The organism is Humibacillus xanthopallidus (assembly GCF_044793955.1).
Classification (GTDB): Bacteria; Actinomycetota; Actinomycetes; order Actinomycetales; family Dermatophilaceae; genus Humibacillus; species Humibacillus xanthopallidus_C.
This window is the reverse complement of the sequence record NZ_CP084995.1, coordinates 3,304,485-3,323,494: the sequence shown is the minus strand read 5'-3', so window position 1 is coordinate 3,323,494 and position 19,010 is coordinate 3,304,485. Positions and strand designations below refer to the sequence as shown.

The window sequence follows — 19,010 nt, the reverse complement described above, 5'->3', positions numbered from 1 at the left end:
ATCAGCCAAGGTCTGCGGTGACCACCCGCGCCTCGTCGAGACGGCTCAGGATGTCGGCGCCGATCTGCTCCGGGTGCCGGTCTCCGGGCTCGACCCAGAGGCCCCAGTGCGGGGTGTCGGCCTCGAGCGCCGGGTGCCGGAGCACCACCAGGTGCACCGCCTCGGGTGCGGCGAGATCGAGGAAGTCCTCGATGCGATCGCCCTGCACGTCGTCGGTGACGACGGCGTCGAAGCCCTCGAGCTGGAAGGTCTCCGCCGCGGCGAGGGCAACGGACCAGCGGAGCAGCAGCTGGCCCAGCTGCTCACCCGTCAGCGTCCCCCCGACCGGCACTCGCCCCGCGACGAGCATGCCGTCGATCTGCGCACCGTCGACGACGGCGCTCCGCTCGAGCGACTGCGCGAGGGCCGAGGCGACGGACGTGCGCGCGGTTGCGTCGGGGCCGGTGACGAGGAGGAGCCGGCCCCGGGCCGGGTCGGGGCCGGTCTCGCTCATCCTCCGAGGGCCGCGCTGACGACGTCCTTGGCCTCGGCCTGCACGAGGGCCAGGTGCTCCGGGCCCCGGAAGGACTCGGCATAGATCTTGTAGACGTCCTCGGTGCCGGACGGCCGAGCGGCGAACCACGCGCTCTCGGTCGTCACCTTGAGGCCACCGATCTTGGCGCCGTTGCCGGGAGCGGCGGTGAGCTTGCCTGTGATCGCTTCTCCCGCAAGGGTCTCCGCCGCGACGTCGTCTGGGGAGAGCGCGCCGAGCTTGGCCTTCTCCTCGCGCGACGCCGCGGCGTCGATGCGGGCGTATGCCGGGTCGCCGTGCCGGGCGGTCAGCTCGGCGTAGTGCTGGCTGGGGGTCTTGCCGGTGGCCGCGAGGATCTCGGAGGCGAGCAGCGCGAGCAGGAGACCGTCCTTGTCGGTCGACCAGACCGTGCCGTCGAATCGCAGGAAGCTGGCTCCGGCCGACTCCTCGCCGCCGAAACCCACACTGCCGTCGAGCAGTCCGGGCACGAACCACTTGAAGCCGACCGGCACCTCGAGCAGGGTGCGACCCAGGTCGGAGGCGACCCGGTCGATCATCGACGACGACACGAGGGTCTTGCCGATGGCGGTGCTCGCGGGCCAGCCGGGTCGCGCGCCGCCGTAGAGGTACTGGATCGCCACGGCGAGGTAGTGGTTGGGGTTCATCAGCCCGGCGTCGGGGGTGACGATGCCGTGGCGGTCGGCGTCGGCGTCGTTGCCCGTCGAGATGTCGTAGGCGTCCTTGGAGTGGATGAGTGAGGCCATGGCCGAGGGGGAGGAGCAGTCCATCCGGATCTTGCCGTCCCAGTCGAGCGTCATGAACGCCCACTGCGGGTCGACCCTCGGGTTGACGACGGTGAGGTCGAGTCCGTGGCGCTCGCCGATCTCGCCCCAGTAGGCCACCGAGGCGCCACCGAGCGGGTCGGCACCGATGCGCACGCCCGCCTCCCGGATGCGGGCGAGGTCGACGACGTTCGGGAGGTCGTCGACGTAGGTGCCCATGAAGTCGTAGGAGCCGGCCTCGCTGCGGGCCCGCTCGAACGGGACCCGGCGCACGTCCTTCAGCCCGTCGCGGATGAGGTCGTTGGCCCGCTTGGCGATGACCGAGGTCGCGTCGGTGTCGGCGGGTCCGCCGTGCGGGGGGTTGTACTTGAACCCGCCGTCAGCCGGCGGGTTGTGGGACGGCGTCACGACGATGCCGTCGGCGAGACCGCTCGCGTCGGCGGCCTTGCCGCGGTTGGCACGCAGGATGGCGTGCGACACGGCCGGGGTCGGGGTGAAGCCGTCGCGGTCGTCGACGAGCACCTGCACGCCGTTGCCGACGAGCACCTCGAGGGCCGAGCGCCATGCCGGCTCGGACAGGCCGTGGGTGTCACGACCGATGAAGAGTGGGCCGTCGAAGCCCTGCGAGACGCGGTAGTCGACGATCGCCTGCGTCGTGGCGAGGATGTGGTCCTCGTTGAAGGCCGTGCGCAGGCTCGACCCCCGGTGGCCCGACGTGCCGAAGGCCACCTGCTGGTCGGGGTCGTCGACGTCGGGGTGGCGGTCGTAGTAGGCCCCGACGAGGGCGTCGACGTCGACGAGGTCCTCGGCCTGGGCCGGCTGGCCGGCGCGCGGGTGGGTCATGACGGGTCTCCGTTCGGGGCGGTGGCGTGGTCGGACGAGGCGTGGGAGCCGATCGCCGACGGGCTGGGCTCGTCGAGGGGGACGAGCCAGACGGTCGACAGGCGCGGGACCGTCACGTCGGCGGCATACGGCTGCTGGTGCCACGCCTCCTCGCGGGCCTCGACGACGATGCCGGTGCTGCTCGGGGCGTCGGGGTGGTAGCCGGCCGTGTCGAGCACGACCGTCCACCGACCACCGCGCGGCAGCCCGAGGCGGTAGGACTGCTGCGTCTCACCGCTGAAGTTCATGACGCACGCGACGACGGGGGCGTCGGTGGCACGGTCACCGCGACCGAAGCGCAACCACGAGAAGGTGTTGTGGGCGGCGTCGTCGGCCTCGAGCCACTCGAAGCCCGAGCGGTCGGCGTCGAGCTCCCACAGCGCCTTGTTGGTGCGGTAGATGCCGTTGAGGTCCTTGACGAGGTTGTGCACGCGGTAGTGCAGCGGCTGGTCGAGCAGCCACCAGTCGAGGCTGCGCCCCTCGGACCACTCCGACTCCTGGCCGAACTCGCAGCCCATGAAGAGCAGCTGCTTGCCCGGGTGGCACCAGAGGTAGGCGAGGAAGGCGCGCAGCGTCGCGACCTGCTCCTCGCGCGAGCCCCGGGACTTGCGCAGCAGCGAGCCCTTGCCGTGCACGACCTCGTCGTGGCTGATGGGCAGCACGAAGTTCTCGTCAAAGGCATACATGAGCGAGAAGGTGAGCTTGCCGTGGTGGTAGCTGCGGTAGATGGGCTCCTCGCCGAGATACTTCAGCGAGTCGTTCATCCAGCCCATGTTCCACTTGAAGCCGAAGCCGAGGCCGCCCTGGTCGGTGGGCTTGGTGACGCCCGGCCAGGTCGTCGACTCCTCGGCGATCATGACGATGCCGTCGACCCGCTTGTAGGCGGTGCCGTTGGTCTCCTTGAGCAGCTCGACGGCCTCGAGGTTCTCGCGCCCGCCGTGCTTGTTGGGCACCCAGGCCCCGGCGTCGCGGGCGTAGTCGAGGTAGAGCATCGAGGCGACACCGTCGACGCGCAGGCCGTCGATGTGGAACTCCTCGAGCCAGTAGAGGGCGTTGGCGACGAGGAAGTTGCGCACCTCGGGACGGCCGTAGTCGAAGATGTTGGAGCCCCACTCGGGGTGCCAGCCGAGCCGGGGGTCGGCGTGCTCGTAGAGCGGCAGCCCGTCGAAGCGCGCGAGCGCCCACTCGTCGGTGGCGAAGTGGCCCGGCACCCAGTCGAGCAGCACGCCGATGCCGGCGCGGTGCAGCTCGTCGACGAGGTAGCGGAAGTCGTCGGGGCGGCCCCACCGGGAGCTCGGGGCGTAGTAGCCGGTGACGTGGTAGCCCCACGACGGGACGTAGGGGTGCTCCATCACCGGCAGGAACTCGACGTGGGTGAAGCCGAGGTCGCGCACGTAGTTGACGAGGTGCTCGGCAAGGCCGTGGTAGCCGATGTCCTGGCGCCACGAGCCGAGGTGCACCTCGTAGATGCTCATCGGCCCCTGGTGGATGTCGGAGGTGCGGCGTCGCTCCATCCAGTCGTCGTCGCGCCACGTGTAGTGGGTCTCGGTGACGATGGCCGCCTGCTTGGGCGCCACCTCCGTCATGCGCGCCATCGGGTCGCTCTTGAGCCGGACGAGCTCGTCGGGCCCGCGCACGGCGAACTGGTAGTTCATGCCCTCGTGTGCGCCCGGCAGGAAGAGCTCCCAGATGCCGCTGTCGCCGAGCGCACGCATCGGGTGGGTGCGGCGGTCCCAGTCGTTGAAGTCGCCGATGACGTGGACGGCCTTGGCCCGAGGAGCCCACAGCGCGAAGGAGACTCCCCACACGTCGCCGAGGGGGCCGGAGTAGTGCCGCACGTGGGCGCCGAGCACCGTCCACAGCTGCTCGTGCCGTCCCTCGTTGATGAGGTGACGGTCCATCTCGCCGAGCGTGGGCGCGAAGCGGTAGGGGTCGTCCTGCTCGTGCTCCACCCCGTCGCCGTACTCGACGAGGAGGCGGTAGTCGTGCGTCGTGCCGAAGTCGGGCGAGGTCATCGACCAGATGCCGTCGCGCACGTGCTGCAGCTCGACCCGGTCGCCGGAGTCGAGCCGCGCGCCGACGCGCGTCGCATAGGGGCGGTATGCCGTGAGGGTGAGCCCCCCGGGTCCGACGTGGTGCCCCAGCAGGTCGTGCGGCTGGCCGTTGCGGCCGTGGAGGAAGGCGGTGATGGCTCCGTCGTCGAGCGACGGGCCGGGCGAGGTCTCGGGGGTCATGGCGTGCCTTCCTCGGTGGTGAGTCGCTCGACGGCGCCGAGCGGGATGGGCAGCCACGTCGGCCGGTTGCGGGCCTCGTAGACGACCTCGTAGAGGGCCTTGTCGAGCTCGAGCGCCTGCACGAGCACGACGTCGTCGGCATCGGCGGGGCCCGCGACTGAGGCGTAGCCCTCGAGGAACGCGGCCCGGCAGGCCGCGGCCCACGGGGTGGCGTCGACGGCCGGGTCGGCGAGACCGACCGAGCCGGCGGCGTAGTCGAACGACCGGAGCATGCCGGCGACGTCGCGCTGGGTGAGGTCGGGCAGGACGCGTTCGGCGAGAGGCCGCAGGGGCTCACCCTCGAAGTCGAGGGCGACCCAGCCACGCTCGGGCACGTCGAGGACCTGGCCGAGGTGGTAGTCGCCGTGGATGCGTTGCAGCGCAGGCCAGTTCGCCTCACGCACGGACTCTATGACGTGCTCGACGGCCGCGGTGCGGGACGCCAGCGCGGGCACGAGACCCACCGCAGCGGCATACCGCGAGCGCATCGACGCGACGAGCGCGTCGTGGTCGGCGTCGGTGGCCGGGGCGGTGCCGAGCGCGTGGGCCAGGGCGAGGTGGATCTGTGCCGTCACGACCCCGAGGTCTCGGGCGCGGGCGGTGAAGTCGCGACCGGACGCCGCGGCGACGAGCGCCACCCGCCACGCGTCCTCGACGCCCGGGATGAACTCCTGGGCGAAGGCCAGGTCGCCGTGCTCGAGGCCCTCACCACCGGGGGCGTCCCACGCGCCGCTGAGGTGCCCGATCGCCATCGGCACGCGGTCGGAGCCCTCGCGCGTCAGGGCCGACTGCACGACCACGTCGGGGTTCTCGCCGTGCTGCAGGGTGCGGAAGACCTTGACGATCAACGGCTCTGCGGGCCCGCCCTCGAGGTCGACCATGCGGCAGATGATCGAGGTGTTGGACTGCTCGCCCGTCAGCACCGCGGAGGAGCCGACGGAGCCGAGCACCTGCCCGGTGGAGGTGCCCCGGGCGAGCTCGTTGCTGCCCATCGAGGCCTGCGCCTCGTCGGACTGCTCGGAGCGCAGGATCGTCTCGACCAGCCGGTCGACGTAGACGGGGTCGTGCGGCGCGTCGTAGACCCAGCGGCGACCGAGCACGCTGTGCTCCATCGTGCCGAGCAGCGCGTGCTCGGCGCCCTCGAGCGGCACGCCGCGATAGGTGAGCGGCACCTGGTAGACGACGACCGGCTCGGCGGCGGTGTCGGCGAGCAGGAGGGTCTCGATGCCGACCTCACCGGCCGGGTCCTCGAAGCGGAAGCCGCCGACGCGACGCAGCTCGGGCGCGTGGCCAAGGCCGTGGTACCACCGCTGCCGGGGCATCCACGCGCTGACGAGCTCGGTCTTGGACGGGACGAGCGAGGCGCCCTTGTGCACGATGGCCATCAGCCGCGATCCTCTCCGCCACGCAGCTGGAGCCAGAAGAAGTCACGCGACCCCAAGGTCAGGGTGACCCGACCGTCCTCGGCCACCCACGGGAAGCCGCTGCCACCGAAGAGGTCGATGAGCTGGCGCCCCGAGAGCGACGACGGGAGCTCGATGGTGGCGGCCTGAGGGCGGCCGGAGAGGTTGTTGACGCAGAGGATCGCCTCGGCCGGGTCGTCACCCTGCGCCTCCATGACGCGGGTGAAGGCGAGGATGTGGTCGTTGTCGGCCGGGACGACCTGGAACTCGCCGAGGCCGAAGACAGGGTGGCGCGACCGCACCTGGAGCATGCCGCGCACCCAGTGGAGCAAGGATGCAGACGACGCCATCTGCGCCTCGACGTTGACGTTGTTGTAGTGGTAGACGAGGCTGCTGATGACGGGCAGGTAGAGCTTGCCCGGGTCGACGCTCGAGAAGCCGGCATTGCGGTCGGGCGTCCACTGCATCGGAGTGCGCACCGCGTCGCGGTCGGTGAGCCAGATGTTGTCACCCATGCCGATCTCGTCGCCGTAGTAGAGGCACGGTGAGCCGGGCAGCGAGAGCACGAGTGCGTGGATGAGCTCGATCTCCGGGCGCGAGTTGTCGAGCAGGGGAGCGAGGCGCCGCCGGATGCCGACGTTGGCGCGCATGCGAGGGTCGGGGGCGTACCAGCCGTACATCGCGGCGCGCTCCTCGGGCGTGACCATCTCGAGCGTCAGCTCGTCGTGGTTGCGCAGGAAGGTGCCCCACTGCGTGCCCGTCGGGATCGCCGGCGTGTCGGCGAGCACCTCGATGATCGGCTGCGCCTTCTCCTCGCGCAGGGCGTAGTAGAGCCGCGGCATGACGGGGAAGTGGAAGCACATCTGGCACTCCGGCGACTCCTCGGTGCCGAAGTAGTCGACGACCTCGGCCGGCGGCTGGTTGGCCTCGGCGAGCAGGATGCGTCCGGGGTACTCCTTGTCGACCATGGCCCGCAGCTTCGCGAGGAACTCGTGGGTGCGGGGGAGGTTCTCGCAGTTGGTGCCCTCCTCCTCGTAGAGATAGGGCACGGCGTCGAGCCGGAAGCCGTCGATGCCGAGGTCCATCCAGAAGCGCACGATGTCGAACATCGCGTCCTGCACGGCCTCGTTCTCGAAGTTGAGGTCGGGCTGGTGGCTGAAGAACCGGTGCCAGAAGAACTCTCGACGCACCGGGTCGAAGGTCCAGTTGGAGACCTCGGTGTCGACGAAGATGATGCGCGCGTCGTCGTAGCCGTCGTCGGTGTCGGACCAGACGTAGAAGTCGCCGTAGGGCCCGTCGGGCTCCGCGCGGCTCGCCTGGAACCACGGGTGCTGGTCGCTCGTGTGGTTCATCACGAGGTCGGTGACGATGCGGATGCCCCTGGCGTGCGCCTGCGAGACGAGCTCGGTGAACTCCGGCAGCGTGCCGAACTCGGGCAGCACCGCCTTGTAGTCCGAGATGTCGTAGCCGCCGTCGCGCAGGGGCGAAGCGTAGAAGGGCGGCAGCCAGAGGCAGTCGACGCCGAGCCACTGGAGGTAGTCGAGGCGCTGGATGAGGCCCGTGAAGTCACCTGCACCGACTCCCTTGGAGTCGGCGAAGGCTCGCACGAGCACCTCGTAGAAGACCGCCTTCCGGAACCACTGCGGGTCGTGCTTCAGTCCGGGTTGGGCGAGGTTGAGTCCCTGCATACGGTCAGTGGCTCCTCACGCTGATGACGTGGACCGGCTCGCTGTCGGGGCCGAGCCTCACGAAGTTGTCCTGGCGCCACTGCCAGGTCTGGTTGGTGATGTGGTCGTGCGCGTCGAACGTCGACCACGTCGCCATACCCAACGCCTCCATGTCGAGGTGCACGTTGGTCTCACGGGTGGAGTGCGGGTCGAGGTTGGCGATGACGATGACAGTGTCGCGCTCGCCCGTCGCCTGGTCGATCACCCGGCTCTTGCTGAAGACCATGACGAACTCGTCGTCGGCAGCGTGGAAGCGCAGGTTGCGCATCCACCTCAGGGCCGGGTGCCAGCTGCGAATGTCGTTGAGCCGCTTGAGGTACCACGCGAGAGACCGGCTCTCGAGCGGGCCGCCGGGCTCGTAGAGATACCACTGGCGGTCCTTGTACTCGTACTTCTCGTTGTCGATCTGCTCCTCGGCTCCGGGCCGGGCGACGTGCTCCATGAGCTCGTAGCCTGCATAGATGCCGTAGGTCGGGACCATCGTCGCGGCGAGGGCGGCGCGCAGCTTCCAGGCGGTCGGCCCGCCGTACTGCATGTAGGGCGTGAGGATGTCGTGGGTCGTCGGCCAGAACGAAGGACGCATGTAGGCCGCGCCGTCGCCCGCGAGCTCGCGGCCGTACTCCTCGAGCTCCCACTTCTCGTTGCGCCAGGCGTAGTAGGTGTAGCTCTGCTGGAAGCCGGCCTTGGCGAGGTGGTGCATCATCGCGGGCTTGGTGAAGGCCTCGGACAGCCAGATCGTGTCGGGGTGCTCGAGCGCCACGTCGGCGATCAGCCACTGCCAGAAGCCGACCGGCTTGGTGTGGGGGTTGTCGACCCGGAAGATGCGCACGCCGTGGTCGAGCCACACCTGGATGACCCGGCGCACCTCGGCGTAGGCCTCGGCCGGGTCGTTGTCGAAGTTGAGCGGGAAGATGTCCTGGTACTTCTTCGGGGGGTTCTCGGCGTAGGCGATCGACCCGTCGGCGCGCGTCGTGAAGAGCGACGGGTGGGTCTGCACCCACGGGTGGTCGGGCGAGGCCTGCAGCGCGATGTCGAGGGCGACCTCCAGACCGTTGCTGGCCGCCTCGGCGACGAAGAAGTCGAAGTCCTCGAAGGTGCCCAGGTCGGGGTGGATCGCATCGTGCCCACCGTCGGGCGATCCGATGGCATAAGGGGATCCGGGATCACCGGGTGCGGCCGCCAGGCTGTTGTTGCGGCCCTTGCGTGCCGTCGTGCCGATGGGGTGGATCGGCGTCAGGTAGATGACGTCGAAGCCCATCTCGGCGATGGCCGGCAGCCTCAGTGCGGCGGAGCGGAACGTGCCCGAGACCCACAGTCCGGTCTCCGGGTCGACGTGGCACCCCTCGGACCGGGGGAAGATCTCGTACCACGCGCCGTAGAGGGCACGCTCGCGCTCGACGAGCAGGGAGTACGCGGGGGAGGCGGAGACGAACTCGCGCAGCGGCATCAGCGCGGCCAGTCCCTGGATCTCGGGCGAGGTCGCCGCCCCGAAGCGGTGGGCGGCCGGGGAGGCGGAGTCCTTGAGCGCCTGCACGCCCTTGTCGATCTCGGTGGCGTCGGCGCCCTGGCCGCGCACCGCGTCGGCGAAGCGCTCGAGCACGATGACGCCCTCGGCGCACATCAGCTCCTCGTCGACCCCGGCCGCGATCTTGATGCCGGCGTCGTGCACCCACGTCGCGTAGGGGTCGGACCAGCCCTCCACCCGGTAGGTCCACCAGCCCTGAGCGTCGGCGACGACGGTCGTCGACCACTCGGACGTGCCGGGGTTGTCGCACCGCATCGAGAAGTAGTGCTCGCCGCCGTCGGGGGCCGTCAGGACCGCGGTGGCGTTGACGGCGTCGTGACCCTCACGGAACACCTTCGCGCGCACCGTGAACTCCTCGTCGACGACCGACTTCGCCGGGCGCGTTCCGCCGTCGACGAGCGGACGGACGTCGCTCACGGGGATGCGTCCCATCGGAAGGGCACCACCCGGCATACCGGCCACGGTGGGGGGTGTGCTGACGGGATGCTCCGGGGCGAGGTGCACCGCACCTGCTTCACCCTCGTCGATCACCGCGGCCTGCGCGGAGGGGGTCGCATCGGGGCGCGGACGCCGGGACTTGCTCGGACGGGACTTCGTTGGTCTGCCGCTCACGAAGTCGACCGTATCGAAAACCGGGCCGCACCGACACGAGGCGGAGCGGGAGCGTCCGTGCCGTCCCGATGGATGAAACAGTGGCTGCAAGGTCTGCAAGAACGCGTCAGGTCGACCCCTATGCTTCTCCTCGTGAAGGCCATCCGACGCTTCAGCGTCCGCACCGTCCTGCCCTCCCGCATCGAGGGACTCGGCGAGCTCGCCAGCAACCTGCGCTGGTCGTGGCACCCGCCGACCCGCGACCTCTTCGAGAGCATCAGCCCGCGTCGCTGGGCCGAGGCGGCCGAGGACCCCGTCAAGCTCCTGTCGCGACTGTCCTCCGACGAGCTCGCTGCGCTGGCCGCCGACGACGACTTCGTCGGCGCCGTCGAGGCTGCCGTCCAGGACCTGCACCACTACCTCACGCACGAGCGGTGGTACCAGACGTGGAGCCGTGAGCAGGAGGCTGCCGGCAAGGCCGCCCCGAGCGCGATCGCCTACTTCAGCCCCGAGTTCGGCATCACCGCCGTGCTGCCGCAGTACTCCGGCGGCCTCGGCATCCTCGCGGGCGACCACCTCAAGACCGCGTCCGACCTCGGCGTGCCGATCGTCGGCGTCGGCCTCTTCTACAAGACCGGCTACTTCAAGCAGGCGCTGTCGCGCGACGGCTGGCAGGTCGAGACCTACCCCGTGCTCGACCCCGATGGGCTGCCGCTCTCACTGCTGCGTGAGCAGGACGGCACGCCCGCCGTCGTCACGATCGACCTGCCGGCAGGTCGTCAGCTGCATGCCCACGTCTGGAAGGCCCAGGTCGGCCGCGTGCCCCTGCTGCTGCTCGACTCCGACGTGCCCGGCAACGACGAGACGACGCGCGCCGTGACCGAGACGCTCTACGGCGGCGGAGGCGACACGCGACTCGAGCAGGAGCTGCTCCTCGGCATCGGCGGCGTGCGTGCGCTCCGCCTCTGGTCGCGGCTGTCGGGCGCGCCGACGCCGGAGGTCTACCACACCAACGAGGGCCACGCCGGCTTCCTCGGCGTCGAGCGCATCACCGAGCTCGTGCGCGACCACGGCCTCACCTTCGACGAGGCCCTCGAGGCCGTGCGCTCGGCCACCGTCTTCACGACCCACACGCCCGTGCCGGCCGGCATCGACCGCTTCGACGCGGCCAAGATCAACCTCTTCTTCGGCGGTCCCCGCGCCATCCCCGGCGTGCCCGTGGACCGGCTGCTCGCGCTGGGTGCCGAGGACTACTCCGGCGGCCAGCCCGGCATCTTCAACATGGCCGTGATGGGACTGCGTCTGGCGCAGCGCGCCAACGGCGTCTCGCAGCTGCACGGTGTCGTCAGCCGCGAGATGTTCGACGGGCTGTGGCCGGGCTTCGACGACGACGAGGTGCCGATCAGCAGCATCACCAACGGTGTCCACGCACCGACGTGGGTCGACCGCTCCGTCTACGAGGTCGCGCGCAAGCACCTCGGCACCGCCGACATCGCCGGTGCCGACCTGTGGCACCGCATCGACGAGGTGCCTGCCGACGCCGTCTGGGAGACCAAGCGCGAGATGCGCGAGAAGCTCGTCGCCGACGCCCGCCGCCGCGTCAGGTCCTCCTGGCAGAAGCGCGGTGCCAGCGAGGCCGAGCTCGGCTGGGTCGACGACGTGCTGAGCCCCGACGTGCTGACGATCGGCTTCGCCCGGCGCGTGCCGACCTACAAGCGCCTCACCCTCATGCTGCGCGACCCGGCTCGGCTCAAGCGCCTCCTGCTCCACCCCGAGCGTCCGGTGCAGCTCATCATCGCCGGCAAGTCCCACCCCGCCGACGAGACGGGCAAGCGGCTCATCCAGGAGATGGTCCGCTTCGCCGACGACCCCGAGGTGCGTCACCGCATCGTCTTCCTGCCCAACTACGACATCGCCATGGCGCAGCACCTCTACCCCGGCTGCGACGTGTGGCTCAACAACCCGCTCCGCCCGTTCGAGGCGTGCGGCACCTCGGGCATGAAGGCGGCCCTCAACGGCGGCCTCAACCTCTCCATCCTCGACGGCTGGTGGGACGAGTGGTTCGACGGCCGCAACGGCTGGGCGATCCCCACCGCCGACGGCGTCGAGGACGCCGACCGTCGTGACGACATCGAGGCGACGGCGCTCTACGACCTCATCGAGAACGAGGTCGCCGCGAAGTTCTACGACCGCGACGACGCCGGTCTGCCGCAGGGCTGGATCGCGATGATGACGCACACCCTCAAGACCCTCGGGCCCAAGGTGCTCGCGAGCCGCATGGTCGAGGACTACACCGTGCAGCTCTACGGCCCCGCCGCGGGTGCGGGCCGTGCGCTCAACGGTCCGGAGTTCGCCGGTGCCAAGGACCTCGCGGCCTACAAGGCCAAGGTCCGTGCCGCGTGGCCCAGCGTCAAGGTCGAGCACGTCGAGCCCTCCGGCGTCTCCGACTCGCCGCAGATCGGCGACACCCTCGAGGTCAAGGCCTACGTCGACCTCGGTGGCCTCGAGCCCGACGAGGTCGAGGTGCAGCTCGTGCACGGCCACGTCACCGACACCGACGAGATCTGGGGCACGGAGGTCGCGCCGCTGCAGCTCATCGAGTCCTCCGACGGCGGCCGTCACCAGTTCGCCGGGTCGCAGACGCTGCGTCGCACCGGGTCGTTCGGCTACAGCGTGCGCATCGTGCCCAGGCACCGCTCGCTCGCGACCGCGGCCGAGCTCGGGCTGGCGCGCAACGCCTGAGGCCTCAGGCCCTCACGCCGTGGCGCGCCAGACGCGCATCGACGAAGGGGCCATCCAGACGGACGTCCCCGCCTCCACCGGTCCGCCGGCGGGAGCGGGGACGTCGTCGTCACTGTCCCAGAGCAGCTCGTATGCCGTCGCGCTCGGTGCCGTGGGCAGCGTGACCTCGACATCGTGCGCCGACCCGTTGAGCGAGAGCAGCACCGTGCGCTGACCGAGCCACGCGCCGTCGTAGAGCGCCTGCACGACCTCGGACGACGACGCGCCCCAGCGGTCGCCCATCGGCTCTCCGTCCGTGCCGAACCACGCGAGGTCGGTCGAGCCGTCCTCGTGCACCTGGCGTCCCGAGAAGAACGAGCGCTGGCGCAGCACCGGGTGCTCCCGACGCAGGCGCACGAGGTGCCGGGTCGTCTCGAGCAGGTCGGCCTGCCACGGCTCGTGCTCCCACGACATCCAGCTGATCTCGTTGTCCTGCGAGTAGGGGTTGTTGTTGCCCCGCTGGCTGCGCCCGAACTCGTCACCGGCATTGAGCATCGGCACGCCGGTCGACAGCAGCAGGGTGCCGAGCAGGTTGCGCATCGACCGTCTCCGCGCCGCGAGGATCGTGGGGTCGTCGGTTCGGCCCTCGACACCGTGGTTCCACGAGCGGTTGTCGTTGGAGCCGTCGGTGCCCCCGTGGCCGTTGGCGCCGTTGTGCTTGACGTCGTATGCCGTGAGGTCGGCGATCGTGAAGCCGTCGTGGGCGGTGACGAAGTTGATCGAGGCGATGGTGCCGCGCCCGTGGCTGTCGAAGAGGTCCTGCGACCCGGCGAGCCGCGTCGCGAGCTCCTGCGTGCCGTGCCTCGCGCCGCCGTGGACGGACGCCCGCACGTCGGTGAGCCAGAACGTGCGCACGGTGTCGCGGAAGCGGTCGTTCCACTCCGAGAAGGGCGGCGGGAAGCGCCCGGTGCGCCAGCCGTGGATCCCGACGTCCCACGGCTCGGCGATGAGCTTGGTGCGCGACAGCACCGGGTCGGTGCGCAGGGCGATGAGGAAGGGGTGGTCGCGGTCGTAGGCGTCGTCCTTGCCGCGGCCGAGAGCCACGGCGAGGTCGAAGCGGAAGCCGTCGACGTGGCACTCCTGCACCCAGTAGCGCAGCGAGTCGAGCACCATCCGGGCCACGACGGGGTGCGTCAGGTCGAGGGTGTTGCCGCAGCCCGTGACGTCGATGTCCTGGCCGCGCCCGTCGAGGCGGTAGTAGGCACGCTCGTCGAGACCTCGCCAGGAGAGGGTCATCATGTCGCGGGAGTTCTCGGCCGTGTGGTTGTAGACGACGTCGAGCAGCACCTCGATGCCGGCGGCGTGCAGGTCCCTGACCATGCCCTTGAACTCGTCGAGCACGCCCTGTGGGTCGGTGGCCGCGGCGTAGGCGGCGTGGGGCGCGAAGAAACCCATCGTGTTATAGCCCCAGTGGTTGCCCAGACCGCGCAGGACGAGATCGGGCTCGTGCGTGAAGGTGTGGACGGGCAGCAGCTCCACCGCGGTGACGCCCAGCCCCAGCAGGTGGTCGACGAAGGCCGGGTGGGCCAGGCCGGCATACGTGCCGCGCAGCTCGTGAGGCACGCCGGGGTGCAGGCGCGTCGCGCTCTTGACGTGCACCTCGTAGATCAGTGACTGCGTGAGTGAGCGTCGCGGGAAGTCGTCTGCGCCCCAGTCGAACTCGGTGTCGACGATGACGCAGCGGGGCATGTGGGGCGCGGAGTCGCGGTCGTCGCGCACGGCGATGTCGCCCCGCAGGTCGGCGCCGACGTGGTGGGCATAGAGGGCGCCGTCGAGGTGCACCTCCCCCTCGATGGCGCGGGCGTAGGGGTCGAGGAGGAGCTTGGCGGGGTTGTGGAGCAGGGCAGCGTCGGGGTCCCACGCGCCGTCGACGCGGACGGCATACCGCTGCCCCAGCCCGACGCCCGCGATCGTGTCGAACCAGAAGCCGTGGGCGCGGTGCCGCAGCGGCACGCGGCGCTCGAGCTCGGTGCCGTCTGCGGCGGTGTCGAAGAGGCAGATGTCGACGCCGGTCGCGTGCCCCGCGTAGACGCAGAACTCGGCGCCCCCGTCGATGAGGCGCACCCCGGGCTCGGGAGGCAGGTCCGGGGAGGTGGGCGGCGGCGGCATGGGGCACAGCGTAGGGGCAGGCGACCGAGGCGCGAACGGCCTGTCGAGGGTGTGGAATCAGCCCTCGAGGGCGAAGTCGCACACGACGGCCCGGTGGTCGGAGGCGACGTCGAAGACGGTGGAGTCGAGCAGCCTGAGGTCGCGATAGAGCACGACGTCGAGCTGCGCGTCGAAGCTCGCGAGGTCGCGGCGGGTGGCGGCGGCCGCGAGCCGTGCCAGCCACTCGTGCTTGGACCCGGAGATCAGCCAGGTGGGCTCGTGGAGCGGCACGTGGGTGAAGCCGCCCGCCTCGTGCATCGCACGGTCGGCGGCGGCTGGGCGGGGGTAGTGGTTCATGTCGCCCGTCAGCACGTGGGGTCCGCGGCGCAGGCGGTCCTGCTGGAGGGCCTGGCGCAGCGCCCTGACCTGCTTGCTGCGCGCGTGCGCCCGGGCGAAGACGATGAGGTGCGCCGTCGAGACGGTGACGGGTCCTGCCGCGGTCTCGAAGGCAGCAGTGAGCATGGCGCGCTCGTGCCAGTGGTTGGAGAAGCGCAGGAGCGGACCGGCCGGCTTGAGGGTCGTGACGAGGGGGTCGCCGGCAGGGGCGGCGACCCGTGGGTCGTGGGCGAGGACGAGGCCGGCGGGGGTGTGCCAGTGGGTGAGCTCGAGGCCGGCGCCGGCGAGCGCGGCCCGCAGCTCCGGCTCGGTGATGCCGAAGACCTCCTGGAGCCCGACCACGCCGGCGCCGGCCGTGCGGAACGGCTCGAGGCCGCCGGGCGTGCGCAACAGGTCACCGGTGCAGGTGTTGGCCGTGGCCACCGTGAGGGTGCTGGTGCTCGTCATGGACGGGAGCTCACGCCCACTGCCGCCGCGGCGACAGGCTCGATCTCGTCATGGGTCACCTCGCATGGGTCCGTCGTCGCAGTCTACGGTTGGCTGCATGACCGATCCGACTTCGCTGCCCAACTTCACGCCGCAGGCGCCCGCGCCCACCCCCAACGGTGCCCCCCTGAGTGACACCCCGGTGCGCGACCGCATCATCGCGATCCTCCAGGGCCTCGAGATCAACGCCACCGTCGACGACGACGGCGACATCGAGTTCGCGATCGTCGACGACGCCGGCACGAGCACGACCCTCTTCGCCCGCATCGCCGAGGGAGACCTCGCCCTCGTGCGCTTCTTCGGCCAGTGGCAGCTCGCCGAGCCCGTCTCGCCCGACCGCAACGAGCGCCTCGCGCGCTGCAACGACATGACGATGCAGCTCAACATCGTCAAGGTGACGCTGGTGCAGGAGAGCCTCGTCGTCTCGGCCGAGCACGTCGTCACCCCCAACGCCGACCTCGACATCCTCGTCCCGCTGTCGATCAACCACATCCTCCAGAGCGTCGGCTTCTTCTTCCAGTCGTGGCTGCCTGCCGAGGGCGAGCCGGGCACCGACAGCGCCGTCTGATGGGCGAGTTCGTCCGGCTCGAGGTCGAGGGCGGCATCGGCACGATCCGCCTCGACCGGCCCAAGATGAACGCCCTCAACGTGCAGGTCCAGGAGGAGATCCGGGCCGCTGCACAGGAGGCGACGACACGCACCGACGTCAAGGCGGTCATCGTCTACGGCGGCGAGCGGGTCTTCGCTGCGGGGGCCGACATCAAGGAGATGCAGGCCATGTCCTACACCGACATGGTCGAGCGCTCCGGGCCGCTCATGAGCTCGATCAGCGCGGTCGCGCGCATCCCCAAGCCGGTCATCGCGGCCATCACCGGCTATGCGCTCGGCGGCGGCTGCGAGCTCGCGCTCGCCTGCGACTTCAGGGTCGTGGCCGACGACGCCAAGCTCGGCCAGCCCGAGATCCTGCTCGGCATCATCCCGGGAGCCGGCGGCACCCAGCGCCTCTCGCGCCTCGTCGGAGCCTCGCGGGCCAAGGAGATCATCTTCAGCGGTCGCTTCGTCGACGCGCAGGAGGCCCTGGCGATCGGCCTGGCCGACAAGGTCGTGCCGGCCGCCGACGTCTACACCGCCTCGCGGGAGTGGGCCTCGACCTTCGTCGGGGCCGCGTCGTATGCCGTCCGGGCGGCCAAGGAGGCCATCGACCGCGGGCTCGAGGTCGACCTCGAGACCGGTCTCGAGATCGAGCGGCTGCTCTTCGCGTCGCTCTTCGCGACGAAGGACCGCGAGATCGGCATGACCTCCTTCGTCGAGGACGGCCCGGGCAAGGCGCAGTTCGAGGGCCGATGAGCCCACTGCTCGACGTGCTCGTCTTCTACGTGCCCGTCGAGGACACGGAGCGGGTGCTGGACGCCGTGCTCGCGGCGGGGGCCGGCGCGGTGGGTGACTACCGCGACTGTGCCTTCGTCGCGCTCGGCACCGGGCAGTTCCGTCCGGTCGCGGGGGCCAGACCCGCCATCGGCACGGTCGGAGACCTCGAGAAGGTCGCCGAGCACCGGGTCGAGCTCGTGCTCGACAGGGCGCTGCGCCGCGACGTCGTCGCCGCCCTGCGCGCCGCCCACCCCTACGAGGAGCCGGCCTTCCACGTCCTCGAGGCCGCCGAGGTCGACCCCGCCTGACCCCTCGGCGCCGCCAGCGCGCTGGGGGGTCAGGCGGTCTTGAAGCCGCCGTTGCTGAGGAGCAGCTGGCCGTTGATCCAGCCACCCTGCTCCGAGAGCAGGAAGCGCACGAGGTCGGCCGTGTCGCGCGGTGTCCCGAGGCGCCCGGCCGGGGTGTCGGCCACGCCGAGCGCCCGGATCCGGTCGTCCATCCAGCCCGTGTCGATCGGTCCCGGGTTGACGACGTTGGCCCGCACCCCGCGGTCGGCCAGCTCCGTCGCCGATGCGATGACGATGCGGTCGAGGGCGCCCTTGCTCGAGCCGTAGGGCAGGTTGTGCACGGTGTGGTCGCTCGTCAGCGCCACGATGTGGGCGCCCGGAGGTCCGCCGGGCGCCAGCGGCGGGAGCCGCGCGGCAACCGCGCGGATGAGCAGCCACGTGGCCCGGGCGTTGACGGCGTAGTGCCGCTCCCAGCTCTCGAGCGAGGTCGTGAGGATGCCGCTGTCGACCGACTCGCAGTGCGACATGACGAGCCCGGTCACGGGCCCGAGCTGCTCGGTCGCTGACGCGACGAGGGCTTCCGGGACAGCCGGATCGGACAGGTCTCCCGGCAGCAGCAGGACGCGGCGGCCCATCGCTCGGCACGCGTCGGCGACGGCGGCCGGGTCGTCGGCGCCCCGCTCGTAGCCGAGCCGGTCGTCGTAGGGCTCCCAGTGGCCGAGCCCGAGGTCCCACCCGTCGGCGGCGAGTCCGAGGGCCAGCTCGGCCCCGATCGACCGCCGTCTCCCGACCCCGGTGACGAGGGCGACGCGCGGGCTCGAGGCGGGGGCGGGGGAGGTGGGGGAGGTGAAGGACATGGCGCCCATCCTCGGCAGGCCCGGCAACCTTCGACAAGCGGTTTTGCCTCCTCCCGGTCCCCGAGGGGTCCGGGTAGTGCACGCGAGAAGGGCGGACGGCATACGCCCGACGTCTCTGGTGGTGAGCGTCACGCCGGAGCCGTGCGGACTAAGCGAGCGCTCAGTGAGAGGATGGCAGGCAGTGCCGGAGCGACCTCCGGCTGACTCCTGAGCACCACCACCAGCAACGGAAGAGGACGTTCACCCATGAACATCGTCGTCTGTGTCAAGTACGTGCCCGACGCCCAGGCCGAGCGCACGTTCAACGCATCTGACAACACGACCGACCGCGAGAACGTGGACGGCCTGCTGTCCGAGCTCGACGAGTACGCGGTCGAGGAGGCCCTCAAGATCGTCGAGGCCGGCGAGGGTGAGGTGACCGTCCTGACGGTCGGTCCCGACCAGGCCGCCGACGCCATCAAGAAGGCCCTGCAGATGGGCGCCCACAAGGGTGTGCACGTGGGCGACGAGGCCATCCACGGCTCCGACGCCATCGCCACCTCGCTCGTGCTCGCCGAGGCCGTCAAGAAGATCGGCATCGAGAGCCCCGTCGACCTCGTCGTCACCGGCATGGCCTCCACCGACGGCACGATGGGCGTCGTCCCCACGATGCTCGCTGAGCGTCTCGGCCTGCCGGCCGTGACCTTCGCCTCCGAGCTCACCATCGAGGACGGCGCGACCGGCTCGGTGACGATCCACCGCGACGGCGACGCCTCGACGCAGACGATCACGGCGACGCTGCCGGCGCTCGTCTCGGTCACCGACCAGATCAACGAGCCGCGCTACCCCTCGTTCAAGGGGATCATGGCCGCGAAGAAGAAGCCGGTCGAGAAGTGGTCGCTCGCCGACCTCGGCATCGACCCCTCGCAGGTGGGCCTCGACGCCGCCTGGACGAAGGTCGAGTCCTTCACCGCGCGCCCCCCGCGCTCACAGGGCGAGATCGTCCCCGACGAGGGTGACGGCGGGCAGAAGCTCGCCACCTTCCTCGCCGAGCACAAGTTCGTCTGAGCTCCG

Annotated in this window: 14 protein-coding genes; 5 read left to right on the top strand and 9 right to left on the bottom strand. The window is 70.7% G+C overall.

The window, feature by feature from the left end:
• Position 1 precedes the first annotated feature (1 nt).
• The 6 genes from LG278_RS14870 to LG278_RS14845 are packed head-to-tail and all read right to left on the bottom strand — an operon-like array spanning position 2 to position 9,556.
• Complete coding sequence (locus tag LG278_RS14870; protein ID WP_404388067.1) at positions 2-493, bottom strand: hypothetical protein; 492 nt, start codon at positions 491-493, stop codon at positions 2-4.
• Positions 490-2,136: a phosphoglucomutase (alpha-D-glucose-1,6-bisphosphate-dependent) gene (gene pgm / locus LG278_RS14865; RefSeq protein WP_404388066.1), complete on the bottom strand. Its 1,647-nt coding sequence runs from the start codon at positions 2,134-2,136 to the stop codon at positions 490-492. Before pgm ends, LG278_RS14870 begins: the two co-directional genes overlap by 4 nt.
• On the bottom strand, positions 2,133-4,409 hold the full coding sequence (gene glgB, locus LG278_RS14860; RefSeq protein WP_404388065.1) for a 1,4-alpha-glucan branching protein GlgB: 2,277 nt from the start codon (positions 4,407-4,409) through the stop codon (positions 2,133-2,135). Before glgB ends, pgm begins: the two co-directional genes overlap by 4 nt.
• A complete protein-coding gene (locus LG278_RS14855; RefSeq protein WP_404388064.1) occupies positions 4,406-5,833 on the bottom strand; it encodes an aminoglycoside phosphotransferase in 1,428 nt (475 codons plus the stop codon). The genes glgB and LG278_RS14855 overlap by 4 nt, the downstream gene beginning before the upstream one ends.
• Positions 5,833-7,539, bottom strand: coding sequence for a maltose alpha-D-glucosyltransferase (gene treS, locus LG278_RS14850; protein WP_404388062.1), 1,707 nt, complete (start codon positions 7,537-7,539; stop codon positions 5,833-5,835). The genes LG278_RS14855 and treS overlap by 1 nt, the downstream gene beginning before the upstream one ends.
• A 4-nt stretch (positions 7,540-7,543) precedes the next feature.
• Positions 7,544-9,556, bottom strand: a complete 2,013-nt coding sequence (locus tag LG278_RS14845; protein ID WP_404393666.1) for an alpha-1,4-glucan--maltose-1-phosphate maltosyltransferase — start codon at positions 9,554-9,556, stop codon at positions 7,544-7,546.
• A 291-nt stretch (positions 9,557-9,847) separates the two neighbouring features.
• On the opposite strand from LG278_RS14845, the gene glgP reads away from it, so the two are divergent.
• Positions 9,848-12,436, top strand: a complete 2,589-nt coding sequence (gene glgP, locus LG278_RS14840) for an alpha-glucan family phosphorylase (protein WP_404388060.1) — start codon at positions 9,848-9,850, stop codon at positions 12,434-12,436.
• Between the two features lie 12 nt (positions 12,437-12,448).
• On the opposite strand, the gene glgX is transcribed toward glgP, so the two are convergent.
• Both glgX and LG278_RS14830 read right to left on the bottom strand, forming a co-directional pair.
• Complete coding sequence (glgX, locus tag LG278_RS14835) at positions 12,449-14,584, bottom strand: glycogen debranching protein GlgX (protein ID WP_404388058.1); 2,136 nt, start codon at positions 14,582-14,584, stop codon at positions 12,449-12,451.
• 57 nt (positions 14,585-14,641) lie between these two features.
• A complete protein-coding gene (locus tag LG278_RS14830; protein WP_404388056.1) occupies positions 14,642-15,406 on the bottom strand; it encodes an endonuclease/exonuclease/phosphatase family protein in 765 nt (254 codons plus the stop codon).
• A gap of 97 nt (positions 15,407-15,503) precedes the next feature.
• Between LG278_RS14830 and LG278_RS14825 the strand changes: the two genes are divergently transcribed.
• From LG278_RS14825 to LG278_RS14815, 3 genes are read left to right on the top strand one after another with little or no spacing between them, the layout of a single operon-like run.
• Positions 15,504-16,013, top strand: a complete 510-nt coding sequence (locus tag LG278_RS14825; protein ID WP_404388055.1) for a YbjN domain-containing protein — start codon at positions 15,504-15,506, stop codon at positions 16,011-16,013.
• A complete protein-coding gene (locus LG278_RS14820; RefSeq protein WP_404388053.1) occupies positions 16,013-16,792 on the top strand; it encodes an enoyl-CoA hydratase/isomerase family protein in 780 nt (259 codons plus the stop codon). Before LG278_RS14825 ends, LG278_RS14820 begins: the two co-directional genes overlap by 1 nt.
• Entirely contained in the window at positions 16,789-17,121 is a 333-nt protein-coding gene (locus tag LG278_RS14815) for a hypothetical protein (protein WP_404388052.1), read from the top strand. The genes LG278_RS14820 and LG278_RS14815 overlap by 4 nt, the downstream gene beginning before the upstream one ends.
• 29 nt (positions 17,122-17,150) lie before the next feature.
• Here LG278_RS14815 and LG278_RS14810 read toward each other — a convergent pair whose 3' ends face one another.
• Positions 17,151-17,957: an SDR family oxidoreductase gene (locus LG278_RS14810; RefSeq protein ID WP_404388050.1), complete on the bottom strand. Its 807-nt coding sequence runs from the start codon at positions 17,955-17,957 to the stop codon at positions 17,151-17,153.
• 246 nt (positions 17,958-18,203) lie between these two features.
• Between LG278_RS14810 and LG278_RS14805 the strand changes: the two genes are divergently transcribed.
• Positions 18,204-19,004: an electron transfer flavoprotein subunit beta/FixA family protein gene (locus LG278_RS14805; protein ID WP_404388048.1), complete on the top strand. Its 801-nt coding sequence runs from the start codon at positions 18,204-18,206 to the stop codon at positions 19,002-19,004.
• Positions 19,005-19,010: the final 6 nt, after the last annotated feature.

Coding starts and splice junctions, on each gene's coding strand:
- LG278_RS14870 (WP_404388067.1), bottom strand. CDS start 493: ATGAGCGAGACCGGCCCCGACCCGGCCCGGGGCCGGCTCCTCCTCGTC.
- pgm (WP_404388066.1), bottom strand. CDS start 2,136: ATGACCCACCCGCGCGCCGGCCAGCCGGCCCAGGCCGAGGACCTCGTC.
- glgB (WP_404388065.1), bottom strand. CDS start 4,409: ATGACCCCCGAGACCTCGCCCGGCCCGTCGCTCGACGACGGAGCCATC.
- LG278_RS14855 (WP_404388064.1), bottom strand. CDS start 5,833: ATGGCCATCGTGCACAAGGGCGCCTCGCTCGTCCCGTCCAAGACCGAG.
- treS (WP_404388062.1), bottom strand. CDS start 7,539: ATGCAGGGACTCAACCTCGCCCAACCCGGACTGAAGCACGACCCGCAG.
- LG278_RS14845 (WP_404393666.1), bottom strand. CDS start 9,556: ATGCCGGGTGGTGCCCTTCCGATGGGACGCATCCCCGTGAGCGACGTC.
- glgX (WP_404388058.1), bottom strand. CDS start 14,584: ATGCCGCCGCCGCCCACCTCCCCGGACCTGCCTCCCGAGCCCGGGGTG.
- LG278_RS14830 (WP_404388056.1), bottom strand. CDS start 15,406: ATGACGAGCACCAGCACCCTCACGGTGGCCACGGCCAACACCTGCACC.
- LG278_RS14825 (WP_404388055.1), top strand. CDS start 15,504: ATGACCGATCCGACTTCGCTGCCCAACTTCACGCCGCAGGCGCCCGCG.
- LG278_RS14820 (WP_404388053.1), top strand. CDS start 16,013: ATGGGCGAGTTCGTCCGGCTCGAGGTCGAGGGCGGCATCGGCACGATC.
- LG278_RS14815 (WP_404388052.1), top strand. CDS start 16,789: ATGAGCCCACTGCTCGACGTGCTCGTCTTCTACGTGCCCGTCGAGGAC.
- LG278_RS14810 (WP_404388050.1), bottom strand. CDS start 17,957: ATGTCCTTCACCTCCCCCACCTCCCCCGCCCCCGCCTCGAGCCCGCGC.
- LG278_RS14805 (WP_404388048.1), top strand. CDS start 18,204: ATGAACATCGTCGTCTGTGTCAAGTACGTGCCCGACGCCCAGGCCGAG.